We start from the raw sequence: 21,771 nt of genomic DNA, 5'->3' as shown, positions 1-21,771 counted from the left end.
CTCTTCGTGTAAGTTAGCCCGGACTGTAAACAATTCATCGCTCAGGGATAAGGTGAAAAGTCTGAGATTGTTGGAGTTTTATGAGTAATACACCAGTGCAACGAGAATTTTTTCTCGATTCTATCCGGGCATGGTTAATGATTTTAGGGATTCCGTTCCACATATCATTAATCTACTCCACCCACCAGTGGCACATTAACAGTGTCACGCCATCCTTGTGGCTGACCATTTTCAATGACTTCATCCATGCATTCAGAATGCAGGTCTTTTTCGTTATTTCTGGCTACTTTTCCTGGATGCTCTACCTGCGCTACAACCGGAAACGGTGGTGGGTACTACGCACAGAGCGTGTGGCTGTTCCCATGCTGGCATCCATTCCACTCCTGACACTGCCACAATTTTTCCTTCTGCAGCATTTAAGTGGTGAAAACCGTCGCTGGGGAAGTTTTACGTTATACCAGAAATATAACACGCTGGTCTGGGAGTTGACTTCCCATCTCTGGTTCTTGCTTGTGCTGGTTATTCTGACGACGCTAGGTTTAGTTTTGTTTCAAAGAATAAAACGGGGCAAAGGGTTCTCATGGATATTTCCCGACCCAGAAACGTTAACTTTAGGAAAACTTTCGGTTATATTTTTGTTGTTAGGTTTAAGTTATGCCGCCCTGCGCCGCCTGATTTTTATTTTCGCGCCACAAATTCTTTCTGATGGGCTGTTTAATTTCACTATTATGCAACCCTTGTTTTATCTGCCCTTTTTCTTGCTTGGCGCACTTGCATTTAAATACCCATTACTAAAAGCCCGCTTCATCCATCCACATGTTGGGTGCTGGGCCGGTTCTCTGGTGGGCGTTGCCGCCTACATGCTTAACCAGCACTATGGTAGTGGAGATAAGTGGTTATATGAAACTGACAGCGTGATAACCATGCTGCTCGGCGTATGGATGGTCAATGTAGTCTTTTCCTTCGGGCATACTTTACTTAACAGCCATTCACCTCGTGTGACTTATTTTGTCAATGCCTCTCTGTTCATTTATCTGGTTCACCACCCACTCACACTCATTTTTGGTGGTTTCATCATGCCGCATATTGCATCCAACACGCTGGGCTTTCTCGCTGGCATGGTATTCGTGATGAGTATTGCCATCATGCTGTATGAAATTCATCTGCGCATCCCTGTGCTGCGTTTCCTTTTTTCCGGGAAACCCCAGCGCAAGTGCAACACCGTGACAGTTTAACTCTCCAGTCTGGCAGAACATATCTGTCAGACTGAATCATAATTCATCAGCAAGTGCTGGTATAAATCATGCGTTTCCTGGTCATAACAACAAAACACCACCTGATGTGGTAAAGAGTGGTTGCGCAAGAAATCACATACGGTACTCATCGCAATCTGTGCTGCGGCCGGTTTTGGGTAACCGTAAATTCCCGTACTGATTGCAGGAAAAGCAATGCGCTGGTAGCCATGAGATGCCGCCAGTTGCAGGCTATTATGATATGCATCAGCCAATAACCCTGCTTCATCGTGATCTCCCCCCTGCCATACCGGCCCGACAGCATGGATAATCGCCTTTACCGGTATATCACCAGGCCCCGTAATTACAGCCTGCCCGGTCGGGCAGGCACCATTCTGCCGGTAAATTGCTGAACATTGCTCCAGTAACTCAGGCCCGGCAGCATGGTGAATCGCCCCATCAACACCGCCGCCACCCTGTAATTGCGCATTTGCTGCATTGACAATAACATCAACATCAAGAGACGTGATATCGCCAGAAATAACAGAGATACGAGACATATTCCCCCCTTTTACCGCAGAAAAAACACCTGTCTCCCGGGGATGCCCGACAGGACTTCCTGTTATAAGGGTAGTCCGGCCTCCGGCGATAAACTGCTTACCTGCTCCCAGTTTTATCTCAATTCCCCATCAAGCCTCTGGCGACATCTCTTTTCTGTTGCCATTTTTTTACCAGGGAAAACCACTCTGCGAGGTACCTGACTCTTCAACCGATTTAACCGATGCAGTGGCATTATCATTACTTAAATAAAATTATGTCATCAATACAGTTTTATCTTAAGAATTCCATAAAAAATAAAAGCCACTCAAAAAAGTGATTAACATACGATAACGCCCTGAAATATAACAATATAAATTTAATAAAATCAATAAGTTAAACAAGAGGGATCATAAAAAGAAGTATTTTTTTATTTCCAGACAAATTCAACAGCATTCATTCCATAAGTGATATTGAAATAATTTTAAATCTAAATTTACTAAATGTTACATCCAAAAGGTTTGCCTGAACAAGCTAACTGAATAAATTGAAACAATAGATTTTCATTGCCTTTTGATTTCGCACCCTCAATGGATGAATGGGGTGATAACGTCACACAGCAGCACGTCACCTGCCAGTTGAAAAAGGTTTGCCGTAATTGTGAAAACGTTCTATTGCAGGTGCCATAAACCCGTGGAGTTACATCATGTATCATGAATTCCATCGCTTACATGCCCAGACATTATTGTTGATAACCAGGCCATCGCTTCTTTCCACGGCATTGTTTCAGTATCTGCGTACAGAGCTGGACCTGGATGGTCACATCCATAATATCCAGCAACCTCTGGAAGCCATCCCTGGCAATACGCTTATCCTGTTTGATATGGCATTTGCTGAACGTAACCATATTCATTACTGGCAAGAAGTACTTAGCCATACCACATCAAGTAGCCAGGTTTTACTTATCAATATGCCAAACACACAACCTGAGCATAATGTCAGTAACTGGCAGCATATTGCCGGCGTATTTTTTGTCAGTGAGAGTGAAAAGAGCGTACTGGAAGGTATTGGTGGTATCTTGCGTGGAGAACACGACTTTTCAAGCCAGGTTGCCAGCCACTGGATGAAATCATCACAACGCTCTGAACCTTATATCTACGAATCTTCTTCACTGACTCAGCGTGAAAAAGAGATCCTGAATAAATTGCGCATTGGCGCATCCAACAATGAAATTGCCCGTTCGCTTTTTATCAGTGAAAATACGGTTAAAACTCACCTGTACAATCTGTTCCGTAAAATTTCAGTTAAGAACCGTACCCAGGCTGTTTCCTGGGCCAATAATCATATGATGTAAAAAACCGGCACTGATGCCGGTTTCTCTGTTTTTTTATCGTTCTGCAGGGCAGGCTGCAATATTTACGGTTGTGACTGCTCGCCTTCTTCCTGAAGTTCATCCCACATAGCCTGAATAGCTTCGCGAGTCACCTGGGCCAGTGTGCGCCAGAACACTGTTGTAGCATGTGCTTCAACTTTGCCAAGGAAAGTACCGCACCAGGGAAGCAGAAAACTGTCAAACAGGGTTTGCAACGCGAGTGACTCACCTTCCTGAGTCTGGTCTTCAAGCCAGGATGCCGCCAGTAAAATGCCACCAAAGTTGTCTGCCGGGGCATCTGACAATGGCATACCACGGCTGCTGAGAAACTCACGGATTTCAGCTTCGCTACTCCCTTCAACCCAGCGGCTGCGCAATGGGCTCACGCGACACTCATCTCCCACAAACAGCATGTGGTAGTCTGCGTTTACTGCTGCCATGTCTGTATGCTCTTGCAAGCGAGACAGCAGTTCCTCCTGCTCCAGCGGCCAGCTTTGTGCCAGCTTACCTTCCTGAATCGCCGTGTAGAGCGGTACCAACAATGGATCCTGAGGTTGACGGTAAAATAGCGAACCTAAAATACGGCAAAGAATAGAAAACTCATTCATTATCATGACCTTTTCCAGGCACCAGCCTGCAGGGTTAATTCAATTGCAGCAAATTCAGAGTGCTGCGAACTCTTCAACAGGTGTCATGCCATGGGATTCCAGAAAATCCAGTAACCGGCGTGGCGATACATTTAAAATGCGTTCGCGAGGAAAAGCGACTTTATTGAGGATCTTTTCACATTCATGAAAATGCCCAAGAGTGAAGGCGGTATGCGAATCGGACCCTAATGACAACCATCCTCCGGATTCCTTCACTGCCGCAGCAATTTCAGTGCAATTAGCTTCAGACCCTTTACGTGAATGGGTAAACGAGGAGTTATTCAGCTCCAGCGCTACATTGTAACGCGCTGCTGCTTCAGCAATGGCCGGGATATCAACAGGAAATTTGGGGTTACCGGGGTGGCTGATGATATGAACTTGACCGGATGCCATAGCCGCAATCATTGCTGTGGTATGGGTGTCTTTATCTGCCGGAGGGAACACAGGCTCATGAAAACCGGCAACGACCAAATCCAGTGAATCACGCATATGCCCCACGCAATCTGTTTCACCATCGGTATTTTTAATGTTCGCTTCAATACCACGTAAAATCCCCACACCATTAACCATCCGCGGCCAAATGCGCATATTGACGAAGTGCCAGTAGTGCGGTGCATCCGCCATTTCCGGACCGTGGTCAGTAATTGCAAACAGTTTGATACCAGCAGCTTTCGCCTGAGCGATGTAATCGTGAAGGGTGCTGTATGCATGGGTACTGGCAACCGTATGCATATGCAAATCTACGGGGTACATAGCAATCTCCTGTTAAAAACAACAACAATGATAACAGTTATCTTTCCGGATGTTGATACAGCTGTGTGTCAGTAACCACGTTCTTTATCGACCTGCCCTGGTGGGATAGCGCCTTGCTTAAGAGCATTTATCAATTTTGCTAAATAGATGACAGCGTCATCAAGCCGGGTGGAGGCAGCAATATGCGGGGTAATTGTTACACGCGGATGTCTCCACAAAGGGTTATTTGCAGGTAAAGGTTCCTGACGCACAACATCAAGCGTAGCACGCAGAATCTGCCCTGATTCCACTGCAGCGAGGAGGTCATCTTCGACAACATGCGCACCACGCCCGAGGTTCAGCAGAAATGCGCCTTGTGGTAAACGCGCCAGTAAAGCCTGGTTAATCATGCCCTCTGTTTGCGGGGTGTGTGGTAATAAATTAATAAGCACCCGTGTTTCTGCTAAAAATGCATCCAGCGACTCGTTGCCGGCAAAACTGCTCACACCCGGCCAGTCTTTCGGTTGGCGGCTCCAGGTACGTAATGGAAAACCCCAGGGTAACAGGCTTTCTGCCACACGCTTGCTCAGTACACCAGCCCCGAGGATGCCGATAGTAAAGTCACTGGACTGATACTCTTCCAGAGGTTCCCAGCGCCCTTCACGCTGTAACGCCTGGTAGTCATCAAACCGGCGAAACCAGCGCAATACCTGGCTTACCGCGAATTCCTGCATTTGTTTTCCCATACCGGCATCTTCAAGGCGATACAGCGGGACATGGGCCGGGATAAAATCCGGGTCCTGTTTGAGCTGATTAAGCACGGAATCCACTCCGGCACCAAGTGCAATAACGGCCTTCAGGTTGTGCCGCCCGGCAAGCATTTCCCGCGGTGGGTGCCATACCAGTGCAAAATCTGCGGGTGCGTTATCACCCGGTTGCCATATGCGCACGGTAGTACCGGGCATAGCTTGCTCCAGGCTGTGTACCCAGCGAGCTGAATCAAAATCGGGGTGGTAGAAAAGTATCTGCATTTCGCCTCCTGTTTTGCACAGGCTTACTGCAAAGTGACATTAACGCAAGGTCTGTGGGAGAAAAAACGGCATTATTTGTTGGTTTTGCCAGCATTTTGCGTGAAGTTTAGCTAAACGATTCTTTTTGCAAAAAAGTTGATTGACGCTGGCAGCGCTTTTCCCTAAATTAAGCGCCGTTCCATTCCGGTGGTTCAATAATTTGGTGAGGTGTCCGAGAGGCTGAAGGAGCACGCCTGGAAAGTGTGTATACGGCAACGTATCGAGGGTTCGAATCCCTCCCTCACCGCCATATTTCATAGAAGAGCCTGTACTCATGTACAGGCTTTTTTATTGCCCGAAACTCCTGGAGGGAGGGTGAGAACCCTCGTCAGGGTTCGACTGATACCGCAGGTATCAGGACAACCTGTGCAACAGGTTGCCCCAAAGGGGTGAGCGCAGCGAATCAATCCCTCCCTCACCGCCATCTTTCATAGAAGAGCCTGTACTCACGTACAGGCTTTTTTATTGCCCGAAACTCCTGGAGGGAGGGTGAGAACCCTCGTCAGGGTTCGACTGATACCGCAGGTATCAGGACAACCTGTGCAACAGGTTGCCCCGCAGGGGTGAGCGCAGCGAATCAATCCCTCCCTCACCGCCATATTTCATAGAAGAGCCTGTACTCACGTACAGGCTTTTTTATTGCCCGATACTCCTGGAGGGAGGGTGAGAACCCTCGCCATTCCCCTGCATAATTCACCACGCAGGTGTGTTGGCTGTGCTCGCTCGTACCGGTCACTTACTCCAGTAAGCTCCCGGCAACTCTCTGCGCTGCCGCCTTCCTGCACGGCGAATTATTTTGGGGAATCCATCACTGAATGTGGCTTATAAACACACCTTGTGCTGGAAGTTATAAAACCTGAATAATCACCCCACTCGCCATTCCATACAGTGTTCACCCGCAGGTGCATTGGCTGTGCTCGCTCGTACCGGCAACTCCCTGCGCTGCCGCCTTCCTGCACGGCGAATTATCTTGGGGAAACCCTCACTGAATGTGGTTCATAACCCAGATATGTTTTCCTGTCTGGTTATTACACTTCCCCGTCCACCCTTCCCAATCGAGGCAAAAAGCGCCAGCCCTGAAGCGACATCCACAGAACGTACCATTTACCCCTAAGGAAGTCCTAAGTTTCATTTGCCAGAATAACAGACATCAAAGATATCCTCGGTTTTTTGGGTGGTGCGCTATATTGCACATGTTGCCCATCTATGGAGAGCCATAATGTACCGAATTGATGTTTTACTGAAATCGCAGCGGAATTATATTCGCCAGTTTATCCGTTCCCCACGGACTATCGGCACACTGGTTCCTTCTTCTCCGTGGCTGTGCCGCGCCATGGTATCCAGTGTGTCCTGGGGGAATATTACCCGGGTAGCAGAACTGGGAGCCGGGGAAGGCGTGCTGACCCGAAAAATTCTGACAATGATGCCGAACGATGCAAAGCTTGATGCTTATGAAATCGATCCGTCCTTTCTGAAAACACTCTCACGGATTAATGACAGCAGGCTGCAAATCATTCCCCACTCAGCTGAGTTACTGGAGCAGCGCTATGACATTATTTTTTCATGTCTGCCTCTTTTATCACTGCCACCAAGAATACGCCTGAAGATATTAAAAAAAGCATCAATACAACTCACGCCAAATGGTTCATTTATACAGTTTCAGTACACTCATGGGTCTGAAAAATCGCTGTCACGTTTTTTCTCCTGGGAGAAGGTATTCGAAGTGCGTAATTTTCCTCCCGCATGGGTGTATAGCTGTAAAGCGATGCAACAAGAAACGTGCTTACCTGGCTAAAAATGGCTGAAAATAACAGGAGGATGGCATGCTCACACTTTTATCATCAGCTCACATGATGCAATTCATACAGCATTACGGATTATGGGGTTTGCTCACCATAATTATGCTTGAAAGTATGGGACTGCCACTTCCTGGCGAAGCGATGTTAATTGGCATGGCGGTTTACGCCGGAACATCCCACAACCTGACATTGCTGAGTGTCATCCTTGTCGCGTCGGTTGCCGCCATCATTGGTGATAATATAGGTTTTCTGCTTGGCAGGGTTATCGGTACCCGGTTACTCCAAAACTACGGGAAATATATTTTCATTGACAGTACCCGCCTCCAGATTGGTGAGTACCTTTTTTTACGCCATGGTGGGAAAATTGTCTTCTTCGGGCGGTTTATTGCATTACTGCGAGCACTGGCTGCCTTTCTTGCAGGTGCCAATCATATGCCCTGGAGAACGTTCCTGCTAATGAATGCCTTAGGAGGTGTCACATGGGCATCTCTATTCGGCTCAGCTGCTTATTTTTTTGGCGATAAACTTTTCAGCCTGGATAGTGAATTACGGCTCGCCATCCTTTGTAGCACAATATTGTTCTTCATCTGCAGTTATTATTTTTTTCGCCACCATGAAAAAGAATTAGCGAAGAAAGCAGCAAATTATAAAATATGCACAAGTAGTATGAAACCATAATAAACACCCGCAACACACCAATTAACTTAAATTAACTCATTAATGAGTTAGTTACACTTATTTTCCTTAAAGTAAAGCAAACATTAAAAGAGGTTCATCATGGAACAAGCCAACGCTAACCTGCCAGTTACATACAGGAATAAAGTTCCTGAGGTAACACTTGTTTTTTGGATTATAAAAATGATGTCCACCACTGTCGGTGAAACAGCAGCAGACTTTTTGAATGTTAATCTACACTGGGGATTAACTAATACATCACTTTTTATAGGTGCCTTATTTTTCATTGCGCTTTTCATACAAGTAAAATCCCCTAAATACGTCCCAGTGAAATACTGGACAACCGTATTATTAATCAGTGTATTTGGCACTTTGGTTACAGATAATTTAACTGATCACTTTGGTGTTCCGCTCATATTATCAACAAGTGTATTTACTTTCTTACTGGTTGGTTTTTTCGCTATTTGGTATCGAAAAGAACGGACATTATCAATTCACAGCATCAACACGCAGCGCAGAGAACTCTTCTACTGGACAGCAATTTTACTCACGTTTTCACTGGGTACAGCTGGTGGGGACTGGGTTTCCGAAACACTACAACTTGGTTACTTTAATGCCACAATATTATTTGGCTTTTTGATTACTTTCTGCTTAATTGCATACAGCTTCTTCAAGTGCAACAGTGTGATTTGTTTTTGGATAGCTTATATATTAACACGTCCGTTGGGTGCTTCTTTGGGTGACTTTTTATCACAACCCGTCACCAGTGGTGGGATGAACATTGGCAGTACAACAATTAACTTGTGTTTTTTAACTGTCATTTTAGTGCTGGTAACATATCTACACCTGGCTAAAAAGCCAGCACCCAATGATGAAATTTAAGTTTTTTAGCTGCACCTTAATCCAGTAAATGTGATTATGGCGGCTTACAGATAAAGAATAGATCACTACTTTATCTGCAGAGTAACTTACAAAGGTTAAGAATATGCGTGCACTTCTTGTTGAAGATGACCCAATGATTGGCGATATCGTCGCCTGTTCATTGAAAGACAACGCCTATGCTGTCGATTGGGTGAAGAATGGCAATGATGCTTTAGCCAGTTTCAAAGCACAACACTATGATGTGGTATTACTTGACCTTGGGCTTCCAGGCAAAGATGGTTTTTTTATACTCAATGAAATCCGTAAAAATACCTCGCCGGTACCGGTTCTGATTCTCACCGCGAGGGATGCGCTGGAAGATCGCCTGCGAGGTTTAGATGGCGGTGCAGATGATTATATTGTCAAACCTTTTGAAATGAGCGAACTGCTTGCCAGAATTCGGGCTGTTCTGCGGCGTAATAACGGTACAGCCAACCCAGTGCTAACCAATGGAGAGTTAGCACTGGACCCCTCCACACATGAAGTTATCGTTCAGGCCAGCCAGAGCCGTTTCCAGCTTTCTAACCGGGAATTTTCTTTACTTGAAGCGCTAATGTTACGCCCGGGCAGTATTCTTTCTCGCAGCAATTTAGAAGACCGAATTTATGGCTGGGGAGAAGAAGTGGAAAGCAATGCAATCGAGTTCCTTATCCACGCTTTGCGCAAAAAGCTGGGGCGCGATGCAATCAAAAATGTCAGAGGTGTTGGATGGCTGGTTTCAAAAAGCGAATAACTCATTCTGTTCAGGGGCAATTATCTCTGGCCTTAACCATGGCAATAATCATTATTGCCCTGATTTCCGGTGGACTGACTTTCGCCTCAGCTCTTGATGAAGCGCATGAACTGCAAGACAGGATGCTACGGCAAATGAGTGCAGTGGTACTGAATGCGCCAGCTATCAGTGCCTCTCAACAAAAATTAGCGCTTCGCAGTGAAGGCGATAACGACGCACGTATTTTTGTTGATTATTTATCGTCCCCTGCCTTAGCTAATGATGCTTCCCAAACACATTTTAATCTTCCTGTTACCACTGCACCCGGATTTCATAATATAGAGTCGGACGGAGAAACCTATCGTGTATTAGTGACCAGGAAATCCCCTTCACAGGCAATTGTTATTGGTCAGCAAACGGATGTACGGGATGAGATAGCGATGCAAAGCGCGCTCAGGACATTAATCCCATTTTCTGCCTCACTGCCAGTCTTTGTCGTGGTCGCTGTATTGCTGGTTCGGTTTGCGCTTAAACCAGTAACCACACTGGCTCAGGAAGTTCGTTCACGTAATGAGCAGGACCTGGCACCACTCCCACTACAGCAGGTCCCTTATGAAATTTTACCTTTCGTCAAAGGTATTAACCGCTTGTTGTACAACATTGACACAGCGATGAGCATACAAAAACGTTTCATTGCTGATGCGGCTCATGAATTGCGAACCCCCATCACAGCCCTGACACTCCAGGCAGAACGTTTGTCGCAATCACCAATGTCAATTGAGGCCAGCGACAGGCTAAGCACCTTGCGTCTGGGGTTAAAGCGTACCAAATATTTGTTGGAGCAATTGCTGACGATGGCTCGCCAGCAACAAACTGAGCAACGCCAGAAAAATGAAAGTTTCTCAGTTGAGGAGATTTTCCGGGAAATCCTCGAAACAGTGCTGCCACTTGCTTTGGAAAAGAATATCGATATTGGTGTCAGTGCCAATTCACAGCCTGACATTTCACTGTTTACTGAAAAAAATACATTGTATGTCGCCCTGAAAAACCTGGTCGAGAACGCAATAAAGTATATTGCTGAAAACGGGCAAATAGATCTGAGTGTTTATCAGCATCATAATCAGGTGGTTATAGAGGTTGAGGATAATGGACCGGGTATCGATCAAGCACTGCGAGAGCGTGTTTTCGATGCTTTTTATCGCATGGAAGGCCAGGAGCAGAGTGGCTCAGGGCTGGGCTTATCTATTGTGCGTGCCTGCATTCAAAAGATAGGAGGTACCGTTTCACTCAATGACACCGAACATTTCCAGTCAGGGCTGCTGGCCAGGATAACACTTCCCTGCGCCCATAAAGATGAGTCCTCATATTCAACTAAGTCTTCTGTCTCATAATATATCCAACCCAACACAGGAGACGGCTATGCGCTTAAATTTATCAGTTATATTATCTCTATTCATGTCAACTTACATAAAAGTAAGCCGGCATGTTATAGCAAGTTTATCCTTCATGGATAAAAAACATTCACAAAGCTATCTTAATCAGCATCAACGCCGAATAATGGCAGCACGGTTTATATGCTAACGGCAGTCATTATCTTTTACATTGCTCAAAATCGATGTTGTATAATATAAAGCCTGCGAAACTCGCAGGCTTTATAACGTCAGACTTTCACATCCACAACACTGCCTACTACACTACCATTTGCATTCACTGAGGGTGATTTTGTGGCCTGGGCTGAATCATCACTGTCGCCATCGTGATCAGGTTTGGCTCGCATCTCTTTACTTTCATCACCTGCACTGGTCGCTTGGTATTGTGTATGTACTGTGTTGTTAGTAATCGCATTGACAGACATAAGGACTCCTTAATTTCACTGTGCTGACTGCACAACGAGATTATCGGCAGCGTAATAAAAAAACCAAATGGTAATTAAATTATTTTCTTGCCTATATAGTTACTTTATTGCTAACCCACTGTAGGCATTCACAATATTTTCTTAATACTTCATGCTTTGTTATTATTGATAACATTTACACACACATTCACCATCATGAAAAGGAAGTAAGAAATCAGAATATTAATTTTTCTTAATAAAAAGCCCGGCATCATTTTCACCACCTAAGGTTTTATTAATCTGCCGCATCCAAAATACCTTTACTGGATACATAAAATGGTTCTCTTTGCTATGCTGGAATTACTGAACAAAAAATGGTTTTTATCTATCAATGCAGCGCCAGGTACACCCGATGGATTAATCGAATTTGCTAAGTTTTGTGCGCAATACACCTTGTACTTAATTCCCATTATCCTGGCAGCCATGTGGTTTATGGGCAACAGACACACCCGAAGCCAGGCATTGGTATGCGTGATTACGGCACTATTCGCGCTCTCTTTAGGGGCTCTTTGTAGTACGTTTTACTTTCATCCCCGTCCATTTATGATCCCCCTGGGGCATACGTGGATTGTTCATGCCCCGGACTCTTCATTTCCAAGTGACCATGGCACCCTGTTCTTTAGCGCAGCAATTGCATTTATGTTGCACAAAGCCAGAGCCGCAGGTGGTTTTCTGCTTGCTGTCAGCCTTTTTGTTGCCTGGTCGCGGGTTTTCCTTGGTGTTCACTTTCCATTCGACATGCTTGGAGCACTACTGATGGCGATTATTGCCAATATGCTCATCGCCCCGGTATGGAAAAAATACGGTGAAACAGTCACAACAATGTGTGAAGCAATAAGCAGTAAATTGTTCTTTCTATTCCCCTTAAAAGGGTAGTTTTTATCAAAAACGATAAATCGATTATTCTGGAGTGATCATGAAAAAGAGTGTACTTCCTTTGTTGCTGTCAGGTTTTTTTATGTGCGTTGCCGGCAATGCAACTGCCAGTACAGTCAGTGTTCAAAAGTCAATGGAAAAAATGAGCATAAGCTACCGTTCCATGATGAAAGACAACGACATTAACGCGTTTAAAAAAGATCTGTCAGCATTCAAACTATCAGCACAGGCAGCACAGAAAACATCGCTGAATGATTCAGGCAAGGTCACGTTTGATGAAGGTATGAAAAAATTGCTTAATGAAGTGACACTCATTGAGCAAAAAGCGCAGACACAGAGTATTAGCGAAGTAAAAACAGAAGCACGAAAATTGCGGAGTATAATGGAGCAATACCATAGCAAACTAGGTGTGTAATTACCTGCCCTCAGAAGTTCCGCTTAAACTCTTCCAGGGTGTTTACATTAAGCCCTAGTTTCTCCCTCTCATTACCCACTACAAAATAAAACAGATACTGTATTTTGGAGAGATAAAAAAATATTTTTCACAGATACATCAACTCAGTGTCAGCTAAGTTTTCCCCGGTAATCTCAGAGTCACGCAAGAAGATGCGGATAATAATGACCGGAGAGAAAGATTATGAATATTAAAATGCTGCTGACTTCCACAGTACTGGCCCTGGCTTCATTTACTGCTGCCTCTTATGCTCAGGCAGCCACAACCCAGTATTGCAACCCCAATTACCACAGCTGCGAGGCACCGTTTACCCTGAATAAGGATAAAATCGCCCCGGCCGTCCACCCGACAGCGCGGACCTGCAACCCCAATTACCACAGTTGTGAAGCCCCGTTCAATCTCAACCCGGGGCAGATTGCCAAAAAAACCGGCAGCACCAGTCATTACTGCAACCCCAATTATCACAGCTGTGAAGCTCCATTTAATTTATAAACCGCACAGTTATTAAGCTTCCCCTGCCGGCGCTGCCACTCTGCAGCGCCGGTTATTATTTATTGCCGGTAAAAGCTATTTCCGGCCATTTCCCTGCACTGGCAGTTATTTTTTTAAGCTCAGGAAAAATGACATTTCCCGACAAAAATATAAAGAATACTCAGTGTCGGCTAAGTCTCCCCCAGTAATCTCAGAACCACGCAAGAAGGTGCGAACAACCATTACCGGAGATATATCATGAAAAATGTAAAAACTTTCGCCATTATTACCCTTGCTCTTGCATCTTTATCTGGTTCCGTTTATGCCAGTGGGCTTAACTCATTCTTTGCAGACCATGGTGATGCACTGGCAAGAGTATCGCCACAACCGCAAGAAATCAGCCAGGCACAAGCTGTTAACCATCAAAAAATTGGTACCATTGCTGTCACTCAACAAGGCTTTTCTATGGATAATACACCGCTGAAACATGAAGCAGCAGAACAAGGCGGGAAATATTATGTTATCACTGGTTCACAAGGCCAGCCAGATCACAAGACCATTGAAGCAACGCTGTATAAATAACTTAACTTGTTTGACTATAAGAATGGATGCTCTTCATCCATTCTTATTACTTACTGACAAGCCATCTTTTCAGTTCTCCCTGCCACATTGTGTTGGTGAAATTAGCCGACGAGCCCTTTCAAAGCAAATTGATTAAGGCAAGCTTAAGAAAACAGGTATAGCCTGATGTTGGTTGTTTTTCATCTGGCATACATAAGCCCGTCAGCAGCCCTCGTCTCACAGGCGTAAGCTCCATACCATGTAGCAATGACGATTCCATGAAAGATAATTACAGCAGATAACAATACAGGACAACAATGACAGCGCTCATTACGGCATTATTACATCAGGATTTGGCTGTACTTAGCCAACCCGGAACAATTAGCTGGATCTACTGCATCCTGATTCTTGCTATATTCCTTGAAAGTGCCCTGCTGCCTGCGGCATTTCTGCCTGGTGACAGCTTACTTTTACTTGCCGGAGCAATGACTGCCAAACAAATACTGCCGTTTTACCCCACTCTGGTATTGCTGGTTGTCGCTACAGGAACCGGATACTGGATAAATTACTTATCAGGACGCTGGCTCAGCCACACCCATCCGGTAAAAAAATGGCTCGGTAAAGTTCCTGCTCACTATCACCAACGTGCCCAAAACTTATCCCATCGATTCGGCCCCCCCGCACTACTGGTTGGGCGGTTTATCGGTTTTGTAAGAACATTACTTCCTTTACTGGCCGGTATCACTGCACTTAAACAACGCCAGTTTCATCTTTTTAACTGGCCCGGAGCTATCTTGTGGGTAGGAACCCTCTTGCTGGCTGGTCGCCATCTGGCAGAACTACAACTCTTTAAAAATAACTCAGCCGCGGGTATGGCAGTACTGATTCTTTTACCGCTTCTATGCCTGTTAGCAGGGATTATAGGCAGTGCCTGGTATGCTGTACGCCGTCAGCAGCACAATAAACCATAAAAATATGCATCACTTGTTACTGGCGGTATCCCCTTCCAGTAAAGCAACAGCACCGTTGACCACCCCCATAAACTTACCTTTATTTGTAACGTCTTCTACACTTGATGGTCTGTGCTTTCTAACGACATGATTACCATGACGAATCCATTATGTGATGTTTTAAATCTGAAATACCCGATTATTCAGGCACCGATGGCTGGCGTATCCACACCAGAGTTGGCTGCCGCCGTCAGTAACAGCGGTGCGCTGGGTTCAATTAGTGTTGGTTCAGCAACAACACAACAAGCCCGGGAAATGATAGCCCATACGCAGGCCTTGACCACTGCGCCTTTTAACGTGAACGTGTTTTGCCACCCGCCAGCCAGGCGTAACCCCACCAAAGAGCAGGCCTGGATAAACCAGTTCAGCGAGATGTTTCACAGTTTTGGCAACTCTGCTCCCACCGGACTGGCCGAAATTTATGCCACCTTTTGCCACAACACAGCAATGTTGCAGGTATTGCTGGATACACGCCCGGCCGTGGTAAGTTTCCATTTTGGCCTGCCGGAACCTGAAGCCATTCAGGCGCTCAAAGCCGCAGGCTGTCTAACCCTCGCCAGCGCCACATCACCCAATGAAGCACAGTATATTGCCGCAGCTGGTGTGGATTTTATTATTGCTCAGGGATTTGAGGCTGGCGGGCACCGTGGCACATTTCTGGATGTCGCGACAGACACCCAGTTAAGTACCGCCGAGTTACTGCCCCTGTTGCAGGAAGCCACTTCGCTACCCATAATTTGCGCCGGTGGCATTATGAATGGCGCGGATATTGCGCGCGTAATGAAGCAAGGCGCGACAGGTGTGCAGATGGGTACAGCATTTATTCTCTGCCCTGAATCTGCTGCCAACGCAGACTGGCGTGAGGCCCTCAGCAAGGCCAACCCCGGTGATACCTGCATGACATCGGCTATTTCGGGCCGCCCGGCACGCAGCCTGAATAACGCATTCTGCCAGGCTACCCGCACGGTTTTGCCGGAAGATATTCCGGATTACCCTGTGGCCTATTCTCTGGGTAAAGCACTGGCCGCAGCCGCGCTGTCAGCTGGCATCAAGGGCTTTAGCGCCCAGTGGGCCGGAACTGGTGCACCCTATGCCCGCCAGGAGAGTGCTGCCCGGCTGGTTGAAATACTCGCCCGCGAGTGGCAACGCGCAACAGCCGGCATTGAGCCGCATCTCTAATGGTTTTCGTGGAACAACAGTTGCATCAGATCCTGGTTTGTCATCTTTTCACCGCTGAGCCTTGCCAGCAGCATCTCGCTTGCCAGTGTTTGCAGAGAAAACACGATATCCGGCTGAACCCGCTTAATTTTGTTCAGGTTTTTATCTGAGTTTACCAGTGCGATTATTTTCGTTTCTGGTGAAACCACTTCTTTAGCCGCCAGCACAATGAAGGCGTTATCTGAGTCGTCATCCCGCAGTACCAGAATAGTGCTGGCTTTATTAGCACCAGCATTGAGTAATGTCTGGTTCGCTGAAGGATCATCGACAATCACGTCTGCATCTGCCGGGTACTCATGAGAAATTCCCGGTGGTACGATGACCGTCACCGTTTTATTACGCTGCTTTAAGCCCGCATACACACTCATTGCCAGCGGGCTGGCTCCGACAATAATGATATGATCTTTACGCATAGCGTGTGAAATTCGTCCTTTTATCATTCGATTAAGATTACCACCAATCACCGGGCCAATAATCGCACTAACTGATGTCGCGAAGACGGTAATTCCCATAATGATAATGGATACGGTAAAAAAGCGTGCTGTATTGGTTACCGGCACAATGTCGCCATAGCCCACTGTCGACATACTGACTGTCGAAAAGTAGAGTGCCTGAGCAAACTCAGTGATAGCCGGGTGAAACTGCGCGCCCAGGTAAAGTGAACCAAACAGTGCATAAGTCAGTAATGATGCGAAACTGATAAGTGCGAATAATGACCCTGCAGCCAGGCTTGAATGGCTGAAATCCCGCCAGAAGTAAAGCAAACACAAGGTATCGAAAAGGGCAAGATAGCCAATACGCAAATTGCCTGCAGTAAACCAGAAATTAAATAATGCCACCACTACCAGCAGCAGCAGCGCAAACGTCCATGCCACTCTGGCTCGCAAAAACAGCCCGATGCTCATCAGCCCAATCGCACTGCCCAGCACCACCTGGGGCAACCTCAGTAACCCAAAAGTGGAAATGGCATCTTTCCAGTCAGTGAAATGTTCCATAGCGACAGGTAATGTGTGCCACACCTGCATCAGCACCGGGTGAAGAAAAATTCCCCCGATAAATAAAGTTAACAAACCTAACCAGCAGTGTGGCTTCAGCCACGCCAGAACAAAATGCAATCTATTTAACTGTAATTTCATATTGTTAATACTAGCCGAATACCTGTAAACCAGTGTAGCGAGCTTCACACTGCCTGCCTGGCTTTTCCAGTGATTAATGTTAAAAAACCTTTCACCCGCACAACCAGCCCCCCATGCCATTTACAGGGTTAGATCCTTCCGGAGGAAGCCTGTGCCCAATATTCACCGGTTTATTCACTCCAGGACAACCCGGTCTACTAAAAAATCAGCCATTCTGGCCGATAACACTTTATGAAGTGACATGTCTTACCCATAACCCTCTAAACTACTAAAGGAATAGCTCATGACTGTTCGACGCTTTTCTCTTATCACCTTCACTGTTTTACTGATTATTTACCTTTGCAGTAGCGGTACAACCGCCTGGTCCCTGACAGGCAGTAATGAATCGCTGGACAAAGTCAATAAAGAAATTCGCGTGGTGCTTTCCATCATTGACCCCATTAATCACAGCCGCACCATGCGCGTTAAAGCTATGGAAGCCATGAACTACGCGGCTAAAGGTGACATGTCTGGTGCCGAAACCGCCCTTAATCAGGCAACTATTGTATTGGGAAAAGCCGACAACGCCTTTAAGCAGTATATGGATGCCCCCAAATATGCTGGCGAAGCTGCACTCACCGAAGCTTATCGCACAGCATGGGAAACTTACCGTACCCAGGCTTTACTTCCTCTTATGGATGCGGCAAAACGAAATGATGCCCAGACAGTAAGAGAGCTTGTTACCACAAAGGTACCAGCACTTGATCGCCAGTTTGAAATAACGCTGGATAAACTGCTGGCATTTCATGAAACCTATGCGCGCGAACTCAACCAACAAGCACAGAGCCACTTTACTGGTAGCCTGGTCACTATCGCAGTATTCGCACTGGTGTTCATCGCACTGATTGCCGCCAGTATAGTTTTACTGAACCGCCGGGTTCTGGCTCCTTTGGATCAGGCGAAATCATTGTGTGACAGCATTGCCAGGGGACAATTGGGCATGACGATTACGTCCCGCGCCCGTGATGAAATTGGCGCCATGATGCGTTCCCTTGAAGAAATGCGCCTGTCTCTGGTCAGTATTATTTCCCGGGTACGGGAATCCAGCCAAATGGTAGGTTATGCAGCTGAAGAAATTGCTGCTGGCAATGAAGATCTATCTGCCCGTACAGAAGAACAGGCTGCCTCGTTAGGCGAAACCGCAGCCAGTATGGAACAACTCACGTCCACAATTAAGCAGACCTCTGATAACACGGCTCAAACCAGCCACCTTGCCAGTGAAATGCAGGCATCCGCAATGGAAGGCAACACAGTAATGGGTGAAGTGGTCAGCTCAATGAACGTCATTGAAGCAAGCTCAGGGAAAATAGTCAGCATCATCAGTATTATTGAAAGTATTGCGTTTCAGACCAATATACTGGCACTGAATGCGGCTGTTGAAGCAGCCAGAGCGGGCGAGCAAGGCCGCGGCTTTGCTGTGGTGGCAACGGAAGTGCGTAACCTTGCTCAGCGCTCTTCAACTGCGGCCAAAGAGATTAAGGAGTTGATTGAACAATCTGCTGAGCAAATCACTCATGGTAGCTTACTGGTGAAAAAAACCGGCGAAAGCATGCAACGTGTTATCAGGTCAGTAAGCCAGGTTACCACCCTGATGTCAGAGATTGCGCTCTCCTCTGGCGAGCAAAGCCGTGGCATTGAACAGATAAACCAGGCCGTCGCGCAAATGGACACCGTTACCCAGCAGAATGCGGCATTGGTTGAGCAGGCTTCTGCTGCCGCCCAGTCACTCAAAGACCAGGCACATGTTCTGAATGAAGCAGTCTCTGTATTCCTGCTTGGTGACCAAAGGCAGGAAACTCCCTTACTGCTGGCTGGTCAGTAATTACCAGCGGCTACCCCACCCGGGACATTCTTACCTAATCGTTTCCGGGTGGGTAATAGCTGCTTATTCATCAACATGCGGGTTTGAACCAGACCCGCAACAGCGCAGGCTATGGCACGTCTGCGAATCTGGTTTGAATTTTCATCACGCTCAGAGTTGCTACATTACCGACGAAGCCCCGCCAGCAGCACACAAGATATGCCATCGTCACCATGACAAGAGTGCGCTTTTCCTTACTGTTAAACAGAATGATTGTCATGCTTGGGTAAAATCAGCAGCTTTTCTATTTCAGCGGCTGGCAATGGCTTTGAATACAAATACCCCTGGATATAATCGCATCCCAGTTCAATCAGTAATTTTTTCTGCTCTTCAGTTTCAACACCTTCAGCAATCACGCCAAGTCCTAAGCTGTGCGCCATGGCAATAATGGCCGTACAAAGCTCATAACCCACGCCTTGTAAATCTTCAACAAATGAGCGGTCAATTTTGAGAAAATCAATATTAAATTTTCTCAAATAAGCCAAAGATGAATAACCTGTGCCAAAATCATCTATGGCTATCTGAATACCTGCCTGATGCATCATTTTTAAATTATGATTGACGCGTGTTTCTGAATTAAGCAGCAGACCTTCAGTAATTTCAATAGTGATAGCGCCGCTATGAAGCCCTTCACGCTGTAAAGTCTGAATCCAGGATATATCATCAAATTCCTGACTACGTAACTGTACGGGAGACAGATTAATAGCCATTTTGAGTTCAGGATTATATTTTTTCCGCCAGTATGACAATTGTTTAATGGCCTGGTTTGCTATCCAGTTACCTATTGGAACAATAAGGCCGGTATCTTCAGTCAGCGGAATAAAAATATCGGGGCTGATAATTCCCTGAGTCGGGTGGATCCAGCGAACCAGCGCCTCCATCCGGGTAATATGCCCTGTTTTCAGTGAGACAATAGGTTGGTAATAAACCTCAAACTGGTTCTCTTCAAGTGCTTTTCTGAGATTTCTTATCATGCGCAGACGTGCATGGATCGCATCATGCAGGGCCCGTGAGTAATAGCGAAAACTCTTACGGCCTGAATTTTTAACAGCATACATTGCCTGATCAGCATTCTTAAATAAATCCTCCAGATTTTCCGTATCGGTAGGATAAATAGAAATACCAATACTGGCGGAGACAAACATGGTCTCACCATTTATTGCAAAAGGGGCTTCCAGCTCCTTGAGAATATTATGGGCAATACCGGTGCAAGCCGATGGTTCATTAATATCTGAGATAATAATCGCAAACTCATCGCCACCGAGCCGTGCAATGCAGTCAGCACCAGGTGCACATTTGAGTAAACGCATCGCCACGCAACCTAATAATTCATCCCCTGCTCTGTGCCCCATGCTGTCGTTAACTGATTTAAATTGATCGAGGTCGATAAGCATCAGCGCCATAAGATGAGAGGAGCGTGAAGCATGGAGAGCAGCCTGCTCAAGTTTACTTTGGAAAAGATGCCGGTTAGGGAAGGTGCGAACAAGTCCCTGATATGAGATCATGTTTGTCATCTGGAGCCATGGAACAGGGTTCATCATGAGTCATCAACTTACCTTCGCCGACAGTGAATTCAGCAGTAAGCGCCGTCAGACCAGAAAAGAGATTTTCTTGTCCCGCATGGAGCAGATTCTGCCATGGCAAAACATGGTGGAAGTCATCGAGCCGTTTTACCCCAAGGCTGGTAATGGCCGGCGACCTTATCCGCTGGAAACCATGCTACGCATTCACTGCATGCAGCATTGGTACAACCTGAGCGATGGCGCGATGGAAGATGCTCTGTACGAAATCGCCTCCATGCGTCTGTTTGCCCGGTTATCCCTGGATAGCGCCCTGCCGGACCGCACCACCATCATGAATTTCCGCCACCTGCTGGAGCAGCATCAACTGGCCCGCCAATTGTTCAAGACCATCAATCGCTGGCTGGCCGAAGCAGGCGTCATGATGACTCAAGGCACCTTGGTCGATGCCACCATCATTGAGGCACCCAGCTCGACCAAGAACAAAGAGCAGCAACGCGATCCGGAGATGCATCAGACCAAGAAAGGCAATCAGTGGCACTTTGGCATGAAGGCCCACATTGGTGTCGATGCCAAGAGTGGCCTGACCCACAGCCTGGTCACCACCGCGGCCAACGAGCATGACCTCAATCAGCTGGGTAATCTGCTGCATGGAGAGGAGCAATTTGTCTCAGCCGATGCCGGCTACCAAGGGGCGCCACAGCGCGAGGAGCTGGCCGAGGTGGATGTGGACTGGCTGATCGCCGAGCGCCCCGGCAAGGTAAGAACCTTGAAACAGCATCCACGCAAGAACAAAACGGCCATCAACATCGAATACATGAAAGCCAGCATCCGGGCCAAGGTGGAGCACCCATTTCGCATCATCAAGCGACAGTTCGGCTTCGTGAAAGCCAGATACAAGGGGTTGCTGAAAAACGATAACCAACTGGCGATGTTATTCACGCTGGCCAACCTGTTTCGGGCGGACCAAATGATACGTCAGTGGGAGAGATCTCACTAAAAACTGGGGATAACGCCTTAAATGGCGAAGAAAC

General features: G+C 46.6%; 22 protein-coding genes, 1 tRNA gene and 2 other RNA genes. 18 read left to right on the top strand and 7 right to left on the bottom strand.

Features of this window, described 5'->3' with window-relative positions; translation table 11 throughout:
• Nucleotides 1–80 precede the first annotated feature (80 nt).
• Nucleotides 81–1,235 (top strand): glucans biosynthesis protein MdoC, encoded by a 1,155-nt coding sequence (mdoC, locus tag MPHASIOC01_RS04005; protein WP_353614009.1) that lies wholly within the window; start codon nt 81–83, stop codon nt 1,233–1,235.
• Nucleotides 1,236–1,261: 26 nt separating this feature from the next.
• Here the strand turns inward: mdoC and MPHASIOC01_RS04000 are convergent, their stop codons facing one another.
• A complete protein-coding gene (locus MPHASIOC01_RS04000; RefSeq protein WP_064601397.1) occupies nt 1,262–1,792 on the bottom strand; it encodes an O-acetyl-ADP-ribose deacetylase in 531 nt (176 codons plus the stop codon).
• Nucleotides 1,793–2,475: 683 nt separating this feature from the next.
• Between MPHASIOC01_RS04000 and csgD the strand changes: the two genes are divergently transcribed.
• Nucleotides 2,476–3,123 carry a biofilm master transcriptional regulator CsgD gene (csgD, locus tag MPHASIOC01_RS03995; protein WP_064601398.1) on the top strand — a complete coding sequence of 216 codons (648 nt, stop codon included), beginning with the start codon at nt 2,476–2,478 and terminating at the stop codon, nt 3,121–3,123.
• A 62-nt stretch (nt 3,124–3,185) separates the two neighbouring features.
• On the opposite strand, the gene MPHASIOC01_RS03990 is transcribed toward csgD, so the two are convergent.
• From MPHASIOC01_RS03990 to ghrA, 3 genes are all read right to left on the bottom strand, one after another.
• The gene (locus MPHASIOC01_RS03990) at nt 3,186–3,749 is read right to left on the bottom strand and encodes a molecular chaperone (protein WP_353614891.1); all 564 of its coding nucleotides are present in this window, start codon (nt 3,747–3,749) and stop codon (nt 3,186–3,188) included.
• A 54-nt stretch (nt 3,750–3,803) separates the two neighbouring features.
• Nucleotides 3,804–4,541 (bottom strand): phosphatase, encoded by a 738-nt coding sequence (locus MPHASIOC01_RS03985; RefSeq protein ID WP_353614008.1) that lies wholly within the window; start codon nt 4,539–4,541, stop codon nt 3,804–3,806.
• Between the two features lie 68 nt (nt 4,542–4,609).
• Entirely contained in the window at nt 4,610–5,551 is a 942-nt protein-coding gene (gene ghrA, locus MPHASIOC01_RS03980; protein ID WP_064601400.1) for a glyoxylate/hydroxypyruvate reductase GhrA, read from the bottom strand.
• Between the two features lie 201 nt (nt 5,552–5,752).
• On the opposite strand from ghrA, the gene MPHASIOC01_RS03975 reads away from it, so the two are divergent.
• The 8 genes from MPHASIOC01_RS03975 to MPHASIOC01_RS03940 all read left to right on the top strand — a co-directional run bounded on the left by MPHASIOC01_RS03975 (nt 5,753) and on the right by MPHASIOC01_RS03940 (nt 11,088).
• Nucleotides 5,753–5,840 (top strand) — tRNA-Ser (locus MPHASIOC01_RS03975).
• Between the two features lie 45 nt (nt 5,841–5,885).
• Nucleotides 5,886–6,014, top strand: a non-coding RNA gene (locus tag MPHASIOC01_RS03970) — RtT sRNA.
• 45 nt (nt 6,015–6,059) lie between these two features.
• A non-coding RNA gene (locus MPHASIOC01_RS03965) (RtT sRNA) lies at nt 6,060–6,188 on the top strand.
• A 621-nt stretch (nt 6,189–6,809) separates the two neighbouring features.
• Nucleotides 6,810–7,385, top strand: coding sequence for a methyltransferase (locus MPHASIOC01_RS03960; RefSeq protein WP_353614007.1), 576 nt, complete (start codon nt 6,810–6,812; stop codon nt 7,383–7,385).
• 28 nt (nt 7,386–7,413) lie between these two features.
• The gene (locus MPHASIOC01_RS03955) at nt 7,414–8,067 is read left to right on the top strand and encodes a DedA family protein (RefSeq protein ID WP_353614006.1); all 654 of its coding nucleotides are present in this window, start codon (nt 7,414–7,416) and stop codon (nt 8,065–8,067) included.
• A gap of 99 nt (nt 8,068–8,166) precedes the next feature.
• The gene (locus tag MPHASIOC01_RS03950) at nt 8,167–8,946 is read left to right on the top strand and encodes a hypothetical protein (protein WP_353614005.1); all 780 of its coding nucleotides are present in this window, start codon (nt 8,167–8,169) and stop codon (nt 8,944–8,946) included.
• A 103-nt stretch (nt 8,947–9,049) separates the two neighbouring features.
• Nucleotides 9,050–9,718: a response regulator gene (locus MPHASIOC01_RS03945; protein WP_353614004.1), complete on the top strand. Its 669-nt coding sequence runs from the start codon at nt 9,050–9,052 to the stop codon at nt 9,716–9,718.
• Nucleotides 9,694–11,088: an ATP-binding protein gene (locus MPHASIOC01_RS03940; RefSeq protein ID WP_353614003.1), complete on the top strand. Its 1,395-nt coding sequence runs from the start codon at nt 9,694–9,696 to the stop codon at nt 11,086–11,088. The genes MPHASIOC01_RS03945 and MPHASIOC01_RS03940 overlap by 25 nt, the downstream gene beginning before the upstream one ends.
• Nucleotides 11,089–11,357: 269 nt before the next feature.
• On the opposite strand, the gene MPHASIOC01_RS03935 is transcribed toward MPHASIOC01_RS03940, so the two are convergent.
• Nucleotides 11,358–11,552, bottom strand: coding sequence for a hypothetical protein (locus MPHASIOC01_RS03935; protein ID WP_353614002.1), 195 nt, complete (start codon nt 11,550–11,552; stop codon nt 11,358–11,360).
• Between the two features lie 330 nt (nt 11,553–11,882).
• On the opposite strand from MPHASIOC01_RS03935, the gene MPHASIOC01_RS03930 reads away from it, so the two are divergent.
• The 6 genes from MPHASIOC01_RS03930 (at nt 11,883) to MPHASIOC01_RS03905 (ending at nt 16,142) form a co-directional block, all read left to right on the top strand.
• The gene (locus MPHASIOC01_RS03930) at nt 11,883–12,467 is read left to right on the top strand and encodes an undecaprenyl-diphosphatase (protein ID WP_064601428.1); all 585 of its coding nucleotides are present in this window, start codon (nt 11,883–11,885) and stop codon (nt 12,465–12,467) included.
• A gap of 40 nt (nt 12,468–12,507) precedes the next feature.
• Nucleotides 12,508–12,882 carry a cytochrome b562 gene (locus MPHASIOC01_RS03925; protein WP_064601406.1) on the top strand — a complete coding sequence of 125 codons (375 nt, stop codon included), beginning with the start codon at nt 12,508–12,510 and terminating at the stop codon, nt 12,880–12,882.
• A 222-nt stretch (nt 12,883–13,104) separates the two neighbouring features.
• Complete coding sequence (locus MPHASIOC01_RS03920) at nt 13,105–13,413, top strand: hypothetical protein (RefSeq protein ID WP_064601407.1); 309 nt, start codon at nt 13,105–13,107, stop codon at nt 13,411–13,413.
• A 237-nt stretch (nt 13,414–13,650) separates the two neighbouring features.
• Nucleotides 13,651–13,974 (top strand): YdgH/BhsA/McbA-like domain containing protein, encoded by a 324-nt coding sequence (locus tag MPHASIOC01_RS03915; RefSeq protein ID WP_353614001.1) that lies wholly within the window; start codon nt 13,651–13,653, stop codon nt 13,972–13,974.
• Nucleotides 13,975–14,270: 296 nt separating this feature from the next.
• A complete protein-coding gene (locus MPHASIOC01_RS03910; protein WP_064601409.1) occupies nt 14,271–14,924 on the top strand; it encodes a DedA family protein in 654 nt (217 codons plus the stop codon).
• Between the two features lie 135 nt (nt 14,925–15,059).
• On the top strand, nt 15,060–16,142 hold the full coding sequence (locus tag MPHASIOC01_RS03905; RefSeq protein ID WP_353614000.1) for a nitronate monooxygenase: 1,083 nt from the start codon (nt 15,060–15,062) through the stop codon (nt 16,140–16,142).
• Here the strand turns inward: MPHASIOC01_RS03905 and kch are convergent.
• The gene (gene kch, locus MPHASIOC01_RS03900) at nt 16,139–17,317 is read right to left on the bottom strand and encodes a voltage-gated potassium channel protein (protein ID WP_064601430.1); all 1,179 of its coding nucleotides are present in this window, start codon (nt 17,315–17,317) and stop codon (nt 16,139–16,141) included. The two genes, MPHASIOC01_RS03905 and kch, sit on opposite strands and share 4 nt — an antisense overlap.
• Before the next feature lie 283 nt (nt 17,318–17,600).
• On the opposite strand from kch, the gene MPHASIOC01_RS03895 reads away from it, so the two are divergent.
• Nucleotides 17,601–19,178, top strand: coding sequence for a methyl-accepting chemotaxis protein (locus MPHASIOC01_RS03895; protein WP_064601410.1), 1,578 nt, complete (start codon nt 17,601–17,603; stop codon nt 19,176–19,178).
• A 239-nt stretch (nt 19,179–19,417) separates the two neighbouring features.
• On the opposite strand, the gene MPHASIOC01_RS03890 is transcribed toward MPHASIOC01_RS03895, so the two are convergent.
• On the bottom strand, nt 19,418–20,758 hold the full coding sequence (locus MPHASIOC01_RS03890) for an EAL domain-containing protein (RefSeq protein ID WP_353613999.1): 1,341 nt from the start codon (nt 20,756–20,758) through the stop codon (nt 19,418–19,420).
• Here MPHASIOC01_RS03890 and MPHASIOC01_RS03885 point away from each other — a divergent pair.
• Nucleotides 20,757–21,737, top strand: coding sequence for an IS5-like element IS5 family transposase (locus tag MPHASIOC01_RS03885; RefSeq protein WP_000019402.1), 981 nt, complete (start codon nt 20,757–20,759; stop codon nt 21,735–21,737). The genes MPHASIOC01_RS03890 and MPHASIOC01_RS03885 overlap by 2 nt on opposite strands.
• Nucleotides 21,738–21,771: the final 34 nt, after the last annotated feature.

This window comes from Mangrovibacter phragmitis (genome assembly GCF_040429585.1).
GTDB lineage: Bacteria > Pseudomonadota > Gammaproteobacteria > Enterobacterales > Enterobacteriaceae > Mangrovibacter > Mangrovibacter phragmitis.
The sequence above is the reverse complement of the archived record's forward strand: the minus strand, read 5'-3'. Positions and strand labels throughout refer to the sequence as shown.

Excerpts from the sequence above, each read along its gene's own strand:
- MPHASIOC01_RS03915 (WP_353614001.1), top strand. The coding sequence starts at position 13,651 with ATGAAAAATGTAAAAACTTTCGCCATTATTACCCTTGCTCTTGCATCT.
- MPHASIOC01_RS03990 (WP_353614891.1), bottom strand. The coding sequence starts at position 3,749 with ATGAATGAGTTTTCTATTCTTTGCCGTATTTTAGGTTCGCTATTTTAC.
- MPHASIOC01_RS03935 (WP_353614002.1), bottom strand. The coding sequence starts at position 11,552 with ATGTCTGTCAATGCGATTACTAACAACACAGTACATACACAATACCAA.
- MPHASIOC01_RS03910 (WP_064601409.1), top strand. The coding sequence starts at position 14,271 with ATGACAGCGCTCATTACGGCATTATTACATCAGGATTTGGCTGTACTT.
- MPHASIOC01_RS03905 (WP_353614000.1), top strand. The coding sequence starts at position 15,060 with ATGACGAATCCATTATGTGATGTTTTAAATCTGAAATACCCGATTATT.
- MPHASIOC01_RS04000 (WP_064601397.1), bottom strand. The coding sequence starts at position 1,792 with ATGTCTCGTATCTCTGTTATTTCTGGCGATATCACGTCTCTTGATGTT.
- MPHASIOC01_RS03985 (WP_353614008.1), bottom strand. The coding sequence starts at position 4,541 with ATGTACCCCGTAGATTTGCATATGCATACGGTTGCCAGTACCCATGCA.
- csgD (WP_064601398.1), top strand. The coding sequence starts at position 2,476 with ATGTATCATGAATTCCATCGCTTACATGCCCAGACATTATTGTTGATA.
- mdoC (WP_353614009.1), top strand. The coding sequence starts at position 81 with ATGAGTAATACACCAGTGCAACGAGAATTTTTTCTCGATTCTATCCGG.
- MPHASIOC01_RS03950 (WP_353614005.1), top strand. The coding sequence starts at position 8,167 with ATGGAACAAGCCAACGCTAACCTGCCAGTTACATACAGGAATAAAGTT.
- MPHASIOC01_RS03955 (WP_353614006.1), top strand. The coding sequence starts at position 7,414 with ATGCTCACACTTTTATCATCAGCTCACATGATGCAATTCATACAGCAT.
- MPHASIOC01_RS03930 (WP_064601428.1), top strand. The coding sequence starts at position 11,883 with ATGCTGGAATTACTGAACAAAAAATGGTTTTTATCTATCAATGCAGCG.
- MPHASIOC01_RS03945 (WP_353614004.1), top strand. The coding sequence starts at position 9,050 with ATGCGTGCACTTCTTGTTGAAGATGACCCAATGATTGGCGATATCGTC.
- MPHASIOC01_RS03885 (WP_000019402.1), top strand. The coding sequence starts at position 20,757 with ATGAGTCATCAACTTACCTTCGCCGACAGTGAATTCAGCAGTAAGCGC.
- kch (WP_064601430.1), bottom strand. The coding sequence starts at position 17,317 with ATGAAATTACAGTTAAATAGATTGCATTTTGTTCTGGCGTGGCTGAAG.
- ghrA (WP_064601400.1), bottom strand. The coding sequence starts at position 5,551 with ATGCAGATACTTTTCTACCACCCCGATTTTGATTCAGCTCGCTGGGTA.
- MPHASIOC01_RS03895 (WP_064601410.1), top strand. The coding sequence starts at position 17,601 with ATGACTGTTCGACGCTTTTCTCTTATCACCTTCACTGTTTTACTGATT.
- MPHASIOC01_RS03890 (WP_353613999.1), bottom strand. The coding sequence starts at position 20,758 with ATGATGAACCCTGTTCCATGGCTCCAGATGACAAACATGATCTCATAT.
- MPHASIOC01_RS03925 (WP_064601406.1), top strand. The coding sequence starts at position 12,508 with ATGAAAAAGAGTGTACTTCCTTTGTTGCTGTCAGGTTTTTTTATGTGC.
- MPHASIOC01_RS03920 (WP_064601407.1), top strand. The coding sequence starts at position 13,105 with ATGAATATTAAAATGCTGCTGACTTCCACAGTACTGGCCCTGGCTTCA.
- MPHASIOC01_RS03940 (WP_353614003.1), top strand. The coding sequence starts at position 9,694 with ATGGCTGGTTTCAAAAAGCGAATAACTCATTCTGTTCAGGGGCAATTA.
- MPHASIOC01_RS03960 (WP_353614007.1), top strand. The coding sequence starts at position 6,810 with ATGTACCGAATTGATGTTTTACTGAAATCGCAGCGGAATTATATTCGC.